This window comes from Citrobacter pasteurii (assembly GCF_019047765.1).
Classification (GTDB): Bacteria; Pseudomonadota; Gammaproteobacteria; order Enterobacterales; family Enterobacteriaceae; genus Citrobacter; species Citrobacter pasteurii.
The window spans coordinates 3,472,105-3,486,010 of sequence record NZ_CP077262.1 but is presented as its reverse complement, the minus strand read 5'-3'; the positions used below and the strand labels follow the sequence as shown (position 1 = coordinate 3,486,010).

The following is a 13,906-nucleotide window of genomic DNA, read 5'->3' as shown; positions in this document are numbered from 1 at the left end:
AATTAAATGTCATTAATCAGTATGCATGGTGCATGGCTGTCGTTCAGCGATGCGCCGCTTCTTGATAATGCTGAACTGCATATCGAAGATAACGAACGCGTCTGCCTGGTTGGCCGTAACGGCGCAGGCAAGTCGACGCTGATGAAGATCCTGAACCGTGAACAGGGTCTTGACGATGGGCGTATTATTTATGAGCAGGATCTGGTTGTGGCGCGTCTGCAGCAGGATCCGCCGCGCAACGTGCAGGGTAGCGTCTACGATTTCGTCGCCGAAGGGATTGCAGAACAGGCGGTTTACCTCAAGCGTTATCATGATATCTCGCATCTGGTGATCACCGATCCGAGTGATAAAAACCTCCAGGAACTGGCGAAGGTTCAGGAACAGCTGGATCACCATAATCTGTGGCAGCTGGAAAACCGTATTAATGAAGTACTGGAACAGCTTGGCCTGGAAGCAGACATGGAGCTGGCATCGCTTTCCGGCGGCTGGTTACGTAAGGCGGCGCTGGGTCGCGCGTTAGTGAGTAACCCGCGCGTACTGCTGCTGGATGAACCGACGAACCACCTGGATATTGAAACCATCGACTGGCTGGAAGGGTTCCTGAAAACCTTCAATGGGACAATCATTTTCATCTCCCACGACCGTTCATTTATCCGCAATATGGCGACGCGCATTGTCGATCTCGACCGCGGTAAGCTGGTGACCTATCCCGGGAACTACGATCAGTATCTGCTGGATAAAGAAGAAGCGTTGCGCGTAGAAGAGTTACAAAACGCGGAATTTGATCGCAAGTTGGCGCAGGAAGAAGTCTGGATCCGTCAGGGTATCAAAGCGCGTCGTACGCGTAACGAAGGTCGTGTGCGTGCGCTGAAAGCCATGCGTCGCGAGCGTGGCGAACGTCGCGAAGTGATGGGCACAGCGAAGATGCAGGTCGAAGAGGCTAGCCGTTCTGGCAAGATTGTCTTCGAAATGGAGAATGTTGATTACCAGGTTGACGGAAAGCAGCTGGTGAAAGATTTCTCCGCGCAGGTGCAGCGCAGCGATAAAATTGCCTTAATTGGGCCTAACGGCTGCGGCAAAACGACGCTGCTTAAGCTGATGCTGGGACAATTACAGGCCGACAGTGGCCGCATTCACGTCGGGACGAAGCTGGAAGTTGCCTATTTCGATCAGCACCGCGCCGAACTGGATCCGGATAAAACCGTGATGGACAACCTTGCTGAAGGTAAGCAAGAGGTGGTGGTTAACGGCAAACCTCGCCATGTTCTGGGCTATCTCCAGGACTTCCTGTTCCATCCGAAACGTGCGATGACGCCAGTACGTGCGCTCTCTGGCGGGGAACGCAATCGCCTGCTGTTGGCGCGTTTATTCCTGAAGCCCAGCAATCTGTTAATTCTCGATGAACCAACCAACGATCTGGACGTCGAAACGCTGGAACTGCTTGAAGAATTAATTGATAGCTATCAGGGCACCGTGCTGTTGGTGAGCCACGACCGTCAGTTTGTTGATAATACCGTGACCGAATGCTGGATCTTCGAAGGCGGCGGTAAAATTGGTCGTTATGTCGGCGGTTATCATGATGCGCGCAGCCAGCAATCGCAGTATGTGGCGTTTAAACAGCCAGTTGCGAAAAAAACAGAGGAAACTGTTGCTCCTAAAGCAGAAATTGTCAAACGCGGCACGAGCAAACTAAGCTATAAACTGCAGCGCGAACTGGAGCAGCTCCCCGCGTTGCTTGAAGAACTGGAAGCTAAGCTGGAAGCCTTACAGGCTCAGGTTGCTGACGCCGCGTTTTTCAGTCAGCCTCACGAGCAAACGCAACAGGTATTGGCTAATCTGAACGAAGCGGAACAAGAACTTGAGCAAGCCTTTGAGCGCTGGGAGTATCTTGAGTCTTTGAAGAATGGCGCATAATTAAAGGAGCACATATGTGCGAACATCACCATGCCGCGAAGCATATTTTGTGCTCGCAGTGTGACATGCTGGTGGCGTTACCTCGCCTTGAGCATGGTCAGAAAGCGGCATGTCCACGATGTGGCACTACGTTAACCGTTGAGTGGGACGCGCCCCGGCAGCGTCCCACTGCCTATGTTTTAGCCGCATTATTTATGCTGCTGCTGTCAAATCTCTTCCCCTTTGTGAATATGAACGTCGCAGGGGTGAGTAGTGAAGTGACGCTGCTGCAAATCCCCAGCGTGCTCTTTTCTGAAGATTACGCCAGTCTCGGCACCTTCTTTATCTTATTCGTTCAGCTGGTTCCGGCCTTTTGTCTGCTGACGATCCTGCTACTGGTAAACCGGGTTCAGATGCCCGAGCGGCTTAAAGCATGGCTGGCGCGCATTTTGTTTCAGTTAAAAAGCTGGGGAATGGCGGAAATTTTCCTCGCGGGCGTGCTGGTGAGCTTTGTTAAGCTGATGGCCTATGGCGATATCGGTGTGGGCAGTAGTTTCATCCCGTGGTGCTTCTTTTGTCTTCTCCAGTTACGTGCATTCCAGTGTGTCGATCGTCGCTGGCTTTGGGATGATATTGCGCCGATGCCGGCTATCAAACAGGTCTTAAAGCCAGGTGTACCCGGTATCCGGCAAGGATTGCGTTCCTGCTCCTGTTGTACGGCTATTCTTCCGGCTGATGAGCTGGTGTGTCCGCGCTGTCAGACGAAAGGTTATGTGCGGCGTAAAAACAGTTTGCAATGGACATTAGCCTTACTGTTCACGTCGATCATGCTTTATCTTCCTGCCAATATTCTGCCGATTATGATCACCGACCTGCTGGGGTCAAAATTGCCATCGACGATCCTTGAGGGGGTGGTTTTAATCTGGAGTGAAGGTTCTTACCCGGTGGCAGCGGTTATCTTTATCGCCAGTATTATGGTGCCGACATTAAAAATGATCGCCATTGCCTGGCTGTGTTGGGATGCCAAAGGGCACGGTAAACGCGACAGTGAACGGATGCATTTAATTTATGAGGTTGTGGAATTTGTCGGTCGCTGGTCAATGATCGACGTTTTTGTAATTGCCGTACTCTCTGCGCTGGTGCGCATGGGGGGATTAATGAACATTTATCCTGCAATGGGTGCTTTGATGTTTGCTTTAGTCGTCATTATGACAATGTTTTCTGCGATGACATTTGATCCGCGTCTGTCGTGGGACCGTGAACCAGAACCAGATCATGAGGAGTCCTGACAGCATGGAATCTAAAAGTGGGGAAGCCAAAGTGCAGAAGGTAAAAAACTGGTCGCCCGTGTGGATATTCCCTATCGTCACTGCACTCATTGGCGCGTGGGTTCTGTTTTACCACTACAGCCATCAGGGGCCGGAAGTCACGTTGATTACGACCAATGCCGAAGGTATTGAAGGAGGTAAAACGACGATTAAAAGCCGCAGCGTAGATGTCGGCGTGGTTGAAAGCGCTACTCTGACGGATGATTTGACCCATGTGGAAATTAAAGCACGCCTCAATTCCGGTATGGAAAAGCTGCTGCATAAAGATTCTGTTTTTTGGGTTGTGAAGCCGCAGGTGGGGCGTGCAGGTATCAGTGGCTTGGGAACGCTGTTGTCCGGGGCATATATTGAGCTACAACCTGGTAATAAAGGCAGCAAGCTGGAAAATTACCAATTGCTCGATTCTCCACCGCTGGCGCCGCCTGATGCGAAAGGGATCCGTGTGAACCTGGACAGTAAAAAAGCCGGTCAATTGAGTCCGGGTGACCCGGTGCTGTTCCGTGGATATCGCGTGGGCTCGGTTGAGACCAGCACGTTTGATGCGCAAAAACGCACGATCAGCTACCAGCTTTTCATCAATGCGCCAAACGATCGACTGGTAACCAGTAATGTTCGTTTCTGGAAGGACAGCGGTATTGCCGTCGATCTCACTTCGGCAGGTATGCGAGTGGAAATGGGCTCGCTCACCACGCTGTTTGGCGGCGGAGTAAGCTTTGACGTACCGGAAGGGCTGGAACAAGGCCAACCGGTTGAACAGCTCTCCTCTTTCAATCTGTATGACGATCAAAAAAGTATTCAGGATTCCTTGTATACCGATCACATTGATTACCTGATGTTCTTCAAGGATTCAATTCGTGGTCTGCAGCCGGGAGCGCCGTTGGAGTTCCGTGGTATACGCCTGGGTACAGTAAGTAAAGTGCCTTTCTTTGCGCCAAATATGCGCCAGGTATTTAACAACGATTACCGCATTCCTGTTCTGGTGCGTATCGAACCTGAACGGTTGAAAGCGCAGTTAGGCGAAGACACCGATGTGGGGGCTCATCTTGCTGAGTTGCTCAAACGTGGGCTGAGAGGGTCGTTGAAGACGGGGAACCTGGTGACCGGCGCGCTGTATGTCGATCTCGACTTTTACCCGAAAGAGCCGCCAATTACAGGGGTACGCGAGTTTAATGGTTATCAAATTATTCCGACAGTGAGCGGCGGTCTGGCGCAGATTCAGCAGCGTCTGATGGAAGCGTTGGATAAGATTAATAGCCTACCGCTGAACCCGATGATTGAGCAGGCGACCACGACTCTGTCGGAAAGCCAGCGCACGATGAAACACCTGCAAACTACGCTGGATAACATGAATAAGATCACATCCAGCCAGTCGATGCAGCAGCTTCCTGCGGATATGCAGAATACGTTGCGTGAACTGAATCGCAGCATGCAGGGCTTCCAGCCGGGTTCTGCGGCCTACAACAAGATGGTGGCAGATATGCAGCGTCTTGATCAGGTACTGCGTGAACTGCAGCCGGTTCTGAAAACGCTGAACGACAAGAGCAACGCGCTGGTGTTTGAAGCGAAGGACAAAAAAGATCCAGAGCCGAAGAGGGCGAAACAATGAAAAAGTGGCTAGTGGTGATGATGGCGGTCTGGCTGACGTCATGTAGCTCCAGCGGAGAGAATAAAAGCTATTATCAGCTCCCCATTGCGCAAGGGGGGGGACAAAGTTCAGCTAATCAGGGCAACCGCCTGCTGTGGGTTGAACAGGTTGCCGTACCTGATTACCTGGCGGGGAATGGTGTGGTGTACCAGACCAGCGACGTGAAGTATGTGATAGCGAATAACAATCTCTGGGCCAGCCCACTGGATCAGCAGCTACGTAATACCCTTGTCGCCAATCTCAGTATGCAACTTCCTGGCTGGGTGGTTGCATCTCAGCCGTTGGGAAGCACTCAGGATACGCTTAACGTGACGGTGACAGGCTTTCACGGACGTTACGATGGCAAAGTGATTGTCAGCGGTGAATGGTTACTGAATCACCAGGGGCAATTAATCAAGCGTCCGTTCCATATCGAAGTTGTGCAGACGCAGGATGGCTACGATGAAATGGTGAAAGTTCTGGCCAGCGCCTGGAGTCAGGAAGCGACGGCTATTGCCCAGGAGCTGAAACGTATTCCATAAGCTTAAATAATTGTAAATTATGCCGCCTCAGGCTTATCGCCAGAGGCGGTTTTTTTATTTTTTTAGCGGTTGAGGTAGCTGTTCTGACAGAGGATTTTTGTACAAATGATTTACCAGCTAGCTCACAATTATGACACTGGCGTGAATTTTGCGCATTGACGAGCCTGATGTTTAGGGGTATTCGTTTAGTGTGATTGCACACTTAGTAATCACTGTTTTCTTTTCCACCAGACCTAAAGATGAGGGAAACGAGGCATGAAGAGACAAAAACGAGATCGCCTGGAACGGGCACATCAACGTGGTTATCAGGCCGGCATTGCCGGACGCTCAAAAGAAATGTGTCCCTATCAGACGCTGAATCAGAGGTCATACTGGCTGGGAGGCTGGCGAGAAGCCATGGGGGATAGGGTTTTAATGGCCTGATTCTGTCTCTTTAGATAAAAGAAACCTCCGCAAAGCGGAGGTTTCGCCGTTTGTAGACCGGTAAATTAACGTACGCGGCCATTCGGCCATGTCGCACCACCAGTCCTACAGATGTCTGCGATTAGAACGCCGAGGTGTCCTGGAACAGACCCACTTTCAGATCATTTGCGGTGTAGATCAGACGACCATCAACCAGCACTTCACCATCAGCCAGACCCATGATCAGGCGGCGGTTAACGATGCGTTTGAAGTGAATGCGGTAGGTGACTTTCTTCGCGGTCGGCAGAACCTGGCCTGTGAATTTCACTTCGCCCACGCCCAGTGCACGGCCTTTACCTTCGCCGCCCAACCAGCCGAGATAGAATCCAACCAGCTGCCACATGGCATCCAGACCCAGGCAACCTGGCATTACCGGATCGCCGATAAAATGGCATCCGAAAAACCACAGGTCCGGGTTGATGTCCAGTTCAGCTTCCACATAACCTTTGTCAAAGTTGCCGCCGGTTTCGGTCATCTTGATGACACGATCCATCATCAGCATGCTTGGTGCAGGCAGTTGTGGGCCTTTAGCACCAAACAGCTCACCGCGACCAGAGGCAAGAAGGTCTTCTTTTGTATAGGATTCGCGTTTATCTACCATGTTCTCTGTAAGCCTTATTTTATTGAAGCACGCAGGATAGCTAACACGTGTACGCTGAACAAGTCCGATCAGTTCGGAATAATCCAATTCAGCCAACGTAGCGGCCATGGAAAACGGTGACGGCCTTCCTGTTGCGTTGCCGCAGCAATACGCTCCTGGATAGTTTGCATCAGCGTCGTCTGACCTTCGCCATCCCACACCAAATTTAATAGCAGCGGCAGCGCATCGGTCACGTCGTCTACTGCCCAGATAGTGAATTTTTCTTCTTCAACAGCCTGCAGCAGTGCGGGTGGCAGGCTCAGATGTCTGACGTTGGCTGCAGGGATAATCACACCCTGAGTCCCTGTTAATTCACGCTGCTGGCAGATGGCAAAAAAGCCTTCAATTTTCTCATTCAGGCCGCCGACAGGTTGAGCACGACCAAACTGATCGACAGAACCGGTTATCGCGATGCTTTGATTAACAGGAACGTCAGCGAGGGCGCTGATCAGCGCACACAGTTCTGCCATAGAGGCGCTGTCACCGTCTACTTCACTGTATGATTGCTCAAATGTCAGAGAGGCAGAGAACGGTATTTGCTGTTCTAGCTGGAGTTCCGACATCAGGAACGCCTGCATAATCATCATCCCCTTGGCATGAATATTTCCGCCCAACTCGGCTTTACGTTCAATATCGGTAAATTCGCCATCGCCAATATGCACGACGCAACTGATACGTGAAGGTTCACCAAATGCGCGGGGATGACCTGGAAATTCGATCACCGACAGGGCGTTTATTTGCCCAATACGCTCGCCTTCCGTTTCAATGAGGATCTGCTCTTGCAGGATCTCATCCTGCATTCGTTCGGAGAGGAATCCTTCTCGCCATTCACGCTGAGCAAGCATCAGGCTCAATTGCTCCGCAGTGCAGGTATCACCGTCGCAAAGAGGTGCCACTTCTTTGAGCTGGCGAGTGATCCATAGCGGATTAAGCGGCAGCGTGTCCTGTTCGCCGGTATAGCGAACGGCTTCGCGGATGAGAACCTGCCAGGCATCGGTAGCGGGATAGGGCAGATTGTTGCGGCGGGCAGTATGCGTTACCCACTGACACCACTGTGTCATGGTTTCGGCATCCACTATCTGCAAGTTATCTTCAAATTCGCTGTAGATAGCCTGTTCTGCCAGTTCTGGTTCCATTTCCTGGAAGTCTGCCAGCGATTCACGTTCGCCGACCAACACCACTTTCAGTTTAAGCGGCATAGAAGGGACGGAGACTGGCAGGGGGCGAGACTCATCAAAGGCCACCCAGTCAAAACGCTCGTGGCTGACAATGGCTTTCAGGCGCATCCACAACAACGGCTGAGCCAGAAGTGTGCGTAATGAGATAACCAGCACACCGCCGTTGGCCTGATGAACCAGTCCCGGTTGCAGCGTAATTTCGCCATTGAACTGGCGCAGACAGCCAAACAGCTGTTCGGCCTCAGCCCAGTCAGCATTAACCACCTGAGTTAACGTCGCAAAGTTGTCGTCTGCTTTCTCCGCTGCGCGGTAACGAATAGTGTGGCCGGATACATCGTAATGCCCCCCGGTTAACCTATCGGCATCCGCATGCAAGGTACGTGCAGCCGTTGCAATAAGATTGAGATACTCCAGCTCTTCGGGCGCTTTCACCAGCATAAACGAGGACGTAGCCCAGTGCTGAAGAAGCTGCTCTAGCGCGAATTGTAAACGTGGCTGAGTATCACTGAGTAAGGTGTCGGTGTCGTCAGTGACGTGCGGCTGTGCAAATATTTCCTGATAGCTGTCGGTATCAGGAACCAGATCACGCCATGCAAGTTTCGTAATGGTCAAAGTTGATGTTTTTTAGTCTGTTGTAAAAAACGAGATTATACCGTAACCATCAGCACTGCACACGTGGAAAGCACCGCTAAACGGATGTGATGACGCGCGACAGTTCACAGGCTGGATATTCTTTTCTTCAGATGCTGAAAAAGCTGATATTCTGATAAGAGTTACACGGTAACATTGAGATCGCAATGAAATATCAACAACTTGAAAATCTTGAAAGCGGATGGAAATGGAAGTACCTGGTGAAGAAGCATCGCGAGGGGGAGTTGATTACCCGCTATGTGGAAGCCAGCGCTGCCAAAGAAGCCGTTGATTTGTTGCTAACCCTCGAAAATGAACCGGTTCGGGTCAACGCCTGGATTGAAGAATACATGAACCCTGCACTGCTCAATCGTATGAAGCAAACGATCCGGGCGAGGCGTAAACGGCACTTTAATGCAGAACATCAACATACGCGTAAGAAATCGATCGATCTGGAGTTTATGGTCTGGCAGCGTTTAGCCGGGCTTGCGCAGCGACGTGGTAAAACACTCTCAGAAACGATTGTGCAGTTGATTGAAGATGCGGAACATAAAGAAAAGTATGCGAACAAGATGTCGACATTGAAGCAGGATCTACAGGCGTTACTGGGTAAAGAGTAGGGTACGGGTAACGTCAATATGGAGTGTGTCTGTACTTTTGCATGATATGTAGATGAAAAAAAACCCCGCCAGGCGGGGTTTTTTTATAAGACGATAACTTAAGCCTGAGGCTGAGTTACAACGTCTTTGATACCTTTAACTTCGATCTCAACACGACGATCCGGAGCCAGGCAGTCGATCAGCGCAGCGCGAGCTTTCACGTTGTCACAGGTGTTACCAGTAACCGGGTTGGATTCGCCCATACCACGTGCGGAGATTTTGTCAGCAGGGATACCTTTAGAGATCAGGTAATCAACAACAGACTGAGCACGTTTCTCAGACAGACCCTGGTTGTAAGCGTCAGAACCGATGCGGTCAGTGAAGCCCAGAACAACGACGGAACCGTCTTTCGGATCCAGGTTGCTCAGCTGGCTGTACATCTGATCCAGAGCCTGTTGGCCTTCCGGTTTCAGAGTCGCTTTGTTGAAGTTGAACAGAACGTCAGACTTCAGAGTGAAGTGTTTGGTCTGTACTTCTGGAGCCGGAGCCGGAGCCGGAGCAACTACCGGAGCTGCTTCTTCCTGCTGGCCGAAACGGTAAGAAACACCAACGCTCAACAGACCGTTGTCTGGACGACCACCAACGGTGTTCGCGTCACCGATGTTGTTAGTCCACTGGTATTCCAGACGGGTAGCGATTTCAGGAGTAATTGCATACTCTACGCCGCCAGCGAATACTGGGGATACACCAGTGTCGTGGTCTTTGAAGCCGTCGTTGTTTTTAGCATCTGCACGCCAAACCATACCACCCAGACGGGTATAAACGTCCAGATCGTCAGTGATTGGGTAACCCAGTTTAGCGGTCAGCTGAACGCCCTGAGCTTTGAATGCGCCATTTTCAGTGTTGCCTTTGTACGGCATACGACCTAACCAGTCGTAACCCATTTCAAAACCAACGTACGGGTTAACCTGGTAACCACCGAACGCACCAGCACCCAGTTGGCTTTCGTGGGTCGGTCCGTTGTTGTTGATCTGATTGTTGCCGATGTCATGGAACTGGGACCAACCCAGTTTAGCACCAGTATACCAGGTGTTATCTTTCGGAGCGGCCTGCGCCACGGTAGCGAAACCAGCCAGTGCCACTGCAATTGCGATAGCTGTCTTTTTCATTTTATGCGCCTCGTTATCATCCAAAATTCGCCATGAATATCTCCAGAGAGATAACACGGTTAAATCCTTCACCCGGGGACCAGTTCAATAGTTACTCTACCGATATCTGCGGCTTACGCCGAGCACCCCTGGCGATGTAAAGTCTACAACGTAGTTGAAAACTTACAAGTGTGAACTCCGTCAGGCATATGAAAAAAAAAGGCTTGTATACATAATATTTAACATTTGTGGATGATTAATTGTACAGCTACTATCGCGGAAACCGCTTCACACAGGCGTTCTCGCAAAAAGTGTGTTAAAGCTCAAAGCTGAATTTGAGGGTGAAAAAAAATTCCAGGATAAATCCTAATTTTACTTAATGATACAAATTCGAGTGAATTTTTAGCCCAGAATGCTGTCTCCCCGCAAGTGTCTGAGCGCGTACAGGACGCATGATAAACCCCATCGCATTGCCTTCATCTGCTGCTTTTACCAGCTCGGCATGTTCATCTTCGGTTAATTCTTCCGTCAGCCAGCCAATTACGACGCTGTAGTTACCCGTGCGTAGCGCACGAACCATAGATTCCAGCGTATTGCAGGGAGAGAGTTGGCTAATCTGCATGACTTTCGTCAATGGGAGTCCGGCCGACTGCACCCACTCCCGGCTTAGTTTTTGCTGAGGCGTCAGCCACAGCTGCCAGCGCGACTGCTGACCTAATTGCTGAAGCAGGGGAAGCAGCAGGAGCTGCGTCATCATGGGCTGGTCCTCGCGATAGACCACTTCACTGATAAGCCCAGCGGTAGTGTGCTCTGACGACACGCGCGCAATTTTGCTTGCTGTGGAAGAGAACGACGAAGAACGATTTGCATAGCCTGAAGTGTACATAATCAATCCAGCCCTGTGAGTTACTGTATGGATATACAGTAACCCTGCTATCACCAAAGATCAACCTTATTTTCTGAAACAGGTTCGCAGTTTTTGGTTGTTGTTACGGGAAAAACAAAATTCATCTTGCCCCTTGCGAATAAGTTGCCTATTTTCGTCATTAACGGATCCGCTACTGCAAATCATTTTATTACGTTATGATTTAAAAGGATTTTTATGAAAAAACTTTCTTATGCAAGGATCTATAAATCACAAGAATATCTGGAGTCACTGGGGACTATTCGTTATCGATCGCTGTTTGGGGGTTATAGCCTGACAGTCGAGGATACGGTGTTCGCCATGGTCGCCAGTGGCGAGCTATATCTTCGGGCCTGTGAACAGAGCGCGCAGTACTGTGTAAAACATTCCCCTGTCTGGCTGACATTTATAAAACGTGGACGTCCGGTGGTGCTCAATTATTATCAGGTGAACGATACGCTGTGGCAAAACCAGCAACAACTGGTGTCGCTATCACGGTATTCACTGGATGCGGCGTTAAAAGAAAAGCAAAGTCGTTTTGCACAGCATCGCCTGCGTGGACTGCCGAACATGACATTTCATCTGGAAACCCTGCTGAATGAAGCAGGTATAAAAGATGAAAGCACATTACGCATGTTGGGTGCAAAAATGTGCTGGTTGAAACTGCGACAGATTAATCCCGCCCTGACGGTGAAAATACTCTATGCCCTTGAAGGCGCGATTGGGGGCATTCATGAGGCGGCGCTCCCGGCGATTCGCCGCCAGGAGCTTGTGGAGTGGGTGAGTTCTCTTACGCCTGAACCGGTGTACTAGACGGTAATGCGGCAATTTGCTGCTGTAATCGTCGGATTTCTGGTAGTAGCGCTATCAATAGGCCAACTTGCTGTACGACCAGCGGTTCTTTACTGTCCGGGCGTGGTTCAAGATGCTGAATCCGTTGCTTCAGTCCTTCAAGCGCCTGGTATACGCGTTGCTCGTCAGCAGGTTGATGATGAAGTGCATCATCAACATAGCAAACGGCATCGTCCAGTAATGCCAGAACGTCCGGGTTGGTTAACTGTTCACGGTGTGCGCCCAGTGCCGAGATATAACTGGTAAAGGTATGGTTGAGGCACAGCAAGCGGAATGCCGTTTCGCGCGTTTGGGCGGTAACATCCGGTTCACTCGACATATTCGACACCACGGATGCCAGCTCCGCATCACGATTATGCGCATCGCGGCGCGCAATACGGTATGCCAGACGATTGTCTCGCCCCTGATGATATTGTTCGAGAATGGCGTCAAGGTAACGACAGTTTGCGTCGGTCGCCCGTTCAATCACCCGTGGCAGGTTGCGAAAGCGCCAGTCTGGCCAGATGAAACTGACGGCTGCCCATGCGATGGCACAACCTATCAGCGTATCGATGACGCGCGGCAGTGCGACTTCAAACCCTTCTCCAAGCAGGTTAAAGCACAGCAATACCAGCAGCGTGATAAACATTGTGGCATGTGCGTACTGAACATTGCGGAAAGCAAAAAAGAGCACGCCGGTGATCACCAGCAGTATTAATTGCCCTTCCAGCGATGGGACGAACCACAGGATGGGCAGTCCAATCGCTATCCCGACTAATGTGCCGATAATCCTTAACGCCAGACGATGTCGTGTGGCGTTGTAGTTGGGCTGGCAGACAAACAGGCTGGTCAGCAGGATCCAGTAGCCATGGTTCATGCCCGTTATCTGGATAATGGCGTACCCGACGCAGAGCACCAGCGACATGCGAACCGCGTGGCGAAACAGCGCCGACTCCGGCGTAAAATTGCGACTCAGACGCAGCCAGATATCACTGAATCCGTGCGGACTGTCATCGGCAAGCTGATTTTCTGACTCATTGCGCGAGAGTACCTGAGCCTGTTCAGACTCAATGGTGGCCAGTTGCGCATCGATAGCCCGCAGGTTCGATAGTAAGAATCCCAGCGTATTGAGCAGATCTGCAGGGGCACCGCTTGCACGCATACGCTCAAGGGCAGCATCTATATGTGTAAAGACTCGCTCAAAGTGTGGATCGTGCTGGTAAGGGGTGCGTAGCAAAATGCAGCGAGACAGTTGCGTACAGGCTTGCCCCTGCATCGACATTAATCGCTGGAAACGAAACATCACATCGCTGTGACGGAAATGGTCGCGTAGCGTCTGGTACTGAATATGTGAGGAACTTGCGCGTTCGTGAATATCCTGCGCGACAAAATAGTAATGCAGTGTGCGGCGGGTTCCTCGCTGTCCGCGGTCACCGCGCAGACGGGTCAGTAATGATACTTTTGTTTGGTTCAGCGTCGCCATCAGTTGCCCATTGGCCAGCGCTAACTCATACAGGGGGGCCTGACTTTCATCTTCGATGTCGGGATCAAAAAGGCGGGATTTCAGCTCCAGGTAGTGTGCCAGCTGTTCGTAGCTGCGTGCCAGATTGTCCTGCAGTGGACGAATCGGGAACAGAAGGTGACCGATGAGCGTCAGAAGGTTATACCAGATGGCGCCTGCAAGCAGCAGGATCGGTTGCTGATACCACTGATCGTAAAGTGATGTTCCCAGCATGGTGTAAATGGCGATCAGTAATGCACCAAAGGCTATGGTCGCATAACGCTGACCTAAGCCCCCCAGCAAAATAAAGCCGCTGGTGGAAAGCGTTAATCCAATTGCGAAAAGCCACGGCCAGGGGAAGAGCAATTCGACGGAAGCCGAAGCAATGAAAAAGCAGATCAGCGTAATGATCAAATTACGCAGACGACCCGCGAGCCGATCGTCCAGATCGGTCAGCGCGGCAGCAACCATGCCCAGCGTTAGCGGGATGGTCAGTTTGACGTCACCCAGCCACCACGGCAGTGCCGTTGTACCGCAAAGCGCGATAAAAATCCGCACGTAGTACAGCCAGGTGCTGTTCCAGGTGTAGCGTTTAAGCAGTGGACTTAACATAAAGGCCATCAGTT

Annotated in this window: 12 protein-coding genes; 7 read left to right on the top strand and 5 right to left on the bottom strand. The window is 51.1% G+C overall.

The window, feature by feature from the left end; genetic code table 11:
* Positions 1-6: 6 nt before the first annotated feature.
* The 5 genes from I6L54_RS17065 to rmf all read left to right on the top strand — a co-directional run bounded on the left by I6L54_RS17065 (position 7) and on the right by rmf (position 5,810).
* Positions 7-1,914, top strand: a complete 1,908-nt coding sequence (locus I6L54_RS17065) for an ABC transporter ATP-binding protein (protein WP_040231825.1) — start codon at positions 7-9, stop codon at positions 1,912-1,914.
* 14 nt (positions 1,915-1,928) lie between these two features.
* On the top strand, positions 1,929-3,182 hold the full coding sequence (pqiA, locus tag I6L54_RS17060) for a membrane integrity-associated transporter subunit PqiA (protein WP_005123525.1): 1,254 nt from the start codon (positions 1,929-1,931) through the stop codon (positions 3,180-3,182).
* A gap of 4 nt (positions 3,183-3,186) precedes the next feature.
* Positions 3,187-4,827 (top strand): intermembrane transport protein PqiB, encoded by a 1,641-nt coding sequence (pqiB, locus tag I6L54_RS17055; protein ID WP_005123524.1) that lies wholly within the window; start codon positions 3,187-3,189, stop codon positions 4,825-4,827.
* On the top strand, positions 4,824-5,387 hold the full coding sequence (gene pqiC, locus I6L54_RS17050) for a membrane integrity-associated transporter subunit PqiC (RefSeq protein WP_040231826.1): 564 nt from the start codon (positions 4,824-4,826) through the stop codon (positions 5,385-5,387). The genes pqiB and pqiC overlap by 4 nt, the downstream gene beginning before the upstream one ends.
* A gap of 255 nt (positions 5,388-5,642) precedes the next feature.
* Complete coding sequence (gene rmf, locus I6L54_RS17045) at positions 5,643-5,810, top strand: ribosome modulation factor (protein ID WP_003035871.1); 168 nt, start codon at positions 5,643-5,645, stop codon at positions 5,808-5,810.
* A gap of 121 nt (positions 5,811-5,931) precedes the next feature.
* Here rmf and fabA read toward each other — a convergent pair whose 3' ends face one another.
* Complete coding sequence (fabA, locus tag I6L54_RS17040) at positions 5,932-6,450, bottom strand: bifunctional 3-hydroxydecanoyl-ACP dehydratase/trans-2-decenoyl-ACP isomerase (RefSeq protein WP_003035875.1); 519 nt, start codon at positions 6,448-6,450, stop codon at positions 5,932-5,934.
* 68 nt (positions 6,451-6,518) lie between these two features.
* Positions 6,519-8,279 carry an AAA family ATPase gene (locus I6L54_RS17035; RefSeq protein WP_005123521.1) on the bottom strand — a complete coding sequence of 587 codons (1,761 nt, stop codon included), beginning with the start codon at positions 8,277-8,279 and terminating at the stop codon, positions 6,519-6,521.
* Positions 8,280-8,464: 185 nt separating this feature from the next.
* Between I6L54_RS17035 and matP the strand changes: the two genes are divergently transcribed.
* Positions 8,465-8,917 (top strand): macrodomain Ter protein MatP, encoded by a 453-nt coding sequence (matP, locus tag I6L54_RS17030; protein WP_005123520.1) that lies wholly within the window; start codon positions 8,465-8,467, stop codon positions 8,915-8,917.
* A 98-nt stretch (positions 8,918-9,015) separates the two neighbouring features.
* Here the strand turns inward: matP and ompA are convergent, their stop codons facing one another.
* Both ompA and sulA read right to left on the bottom strand, forming a co-directional pair.
* Positions 9,016-10,065 carry a porin OmpA gene (gene ompA / locus I6L54_RS17025; protein WP_005123519.1) on the bottom strand — a complete coding sequence of 350 codons (1,050 nt, stop codon included), beginning with the start codon at positions 10,063-10,065 and terminating at the stop codon, positions 9,016-9,018.
* A gap of 355 nt (positions 10,066-10,420) precedes the next feature.
* Positions 10,421-10,930 carry an SOS-induced cell division inhibitor SulA gene (gene sulA / locus I6L54_RS17020; RefSeq protein ID WP_040231828.1) on the bottom strand — a complete coding sequence of 170 codons (510 nt, stop codon included), beginning with the start codon at positions 10,928-10,930 and terminating at the stop codon, positions 10,421-10,423.
* A gap of 216 nt (positions 10,931-11,146) precedes the next feature.
* Here sulA and I6L54_RS17015 point away from each other — a divergent pair, with 216 nt between their 5' ends.
* A complete protein-coding gene (locus I6L54_RS17015) occupies positions 11,147-11,761 on the top strand; it encodes a TfoX/Sxy family DNA transformation protein (protein ID WP_005123517.1) in 615 nt (204 codons plus the stop codon).
* On the opposite strand, the gene yccS is transcribed toward I6L54_RS17015, so the two are convergent.
* A complete protein-coding gene (gene yccS, locus I6L54_RS17010) occupies positions 11,739-13,892 on the bottom strand; it encodes a YccS family putative transporter (protein ID WP_005123516.1) in 2,154 nt (717 codons plus the stop codon). The genes I6L54_RS17015 and yccS overlap by 23 nt on opposite strands.
* Between the last annotated feature and the right edge of the window lie 14 nt (positions 13,893-13,906).

Coding starts and splice junctions, on each gene's coding strand:
- I6L54_RS17065 (WP_040231825.1), top strand. CDS start 7: ATGTCATTAATCAGTATGCATGGTGCATGGCTGTCGTTCAGCGATGCG.
- pqiA (WP_005123525.1), top strand. CDS start 1,929: ATGTGCGAACATCACCATGCCGCGAAGCATATTTTGTGCTCGCAGTGT.
- pqiB (WP_005123524.1), top strand. CDS start 3,187: ATGGAATCTAAAAGTGGGGAAGCCAAAGTGCAGAAGGTAAAAAACTGG.
- pqiC (WP_040231826.1), top strand. CDS start 4,824: ATGAAAAAGTGGCTAGTGGTGATGATGGCGGTCTGGCTGACGTCATGT.
- rmf (WP_003035871.1), top strand. CDS start 5,643: ATGAAGAGACAAAAACGAGATCGCCTGGAACGGGCACATCAACGTGGT.
- fabA (WP_003035875.1), bottom strand. CDS start 6,450: ATGGTAGATAAACGCGAATCCTATACAAAAGAAGACCTTCTTGCCTCT.
- matP (WP_005123520.1), top strand. CDS start 8,465: ATGAAATATCAACAACTTGAAAATCTTGAAAGCGGATGGAAATGGAAG.
- ompA (WP_005123519.1), bottom strand. CDS start 10,065: ATGAAAAAGACAGCTATCGCAATTGCAGTGGCACTGGCTGGTTTCGCT.
- sulA (WP_040231828.1), bottom strand. CDS start 10,930: ATGTACACTTCAGGCTATGCAAATCGTTCTTCGTCGTTCTCTTCCACA.
- I6L54_RS17015 (WP_005123517.1), top strand. CDS start 11,147: ATGAAAAAACTTTCTTATGCAAGGATCTATAAATCACAAGAATATCTG.
- yccS (WP_005123516.1), bottom strand. CDS start 13,892: ATGTTAAGTCCACTGCTTAAACGCTACACCTGGAACAGCACCTGGCTG.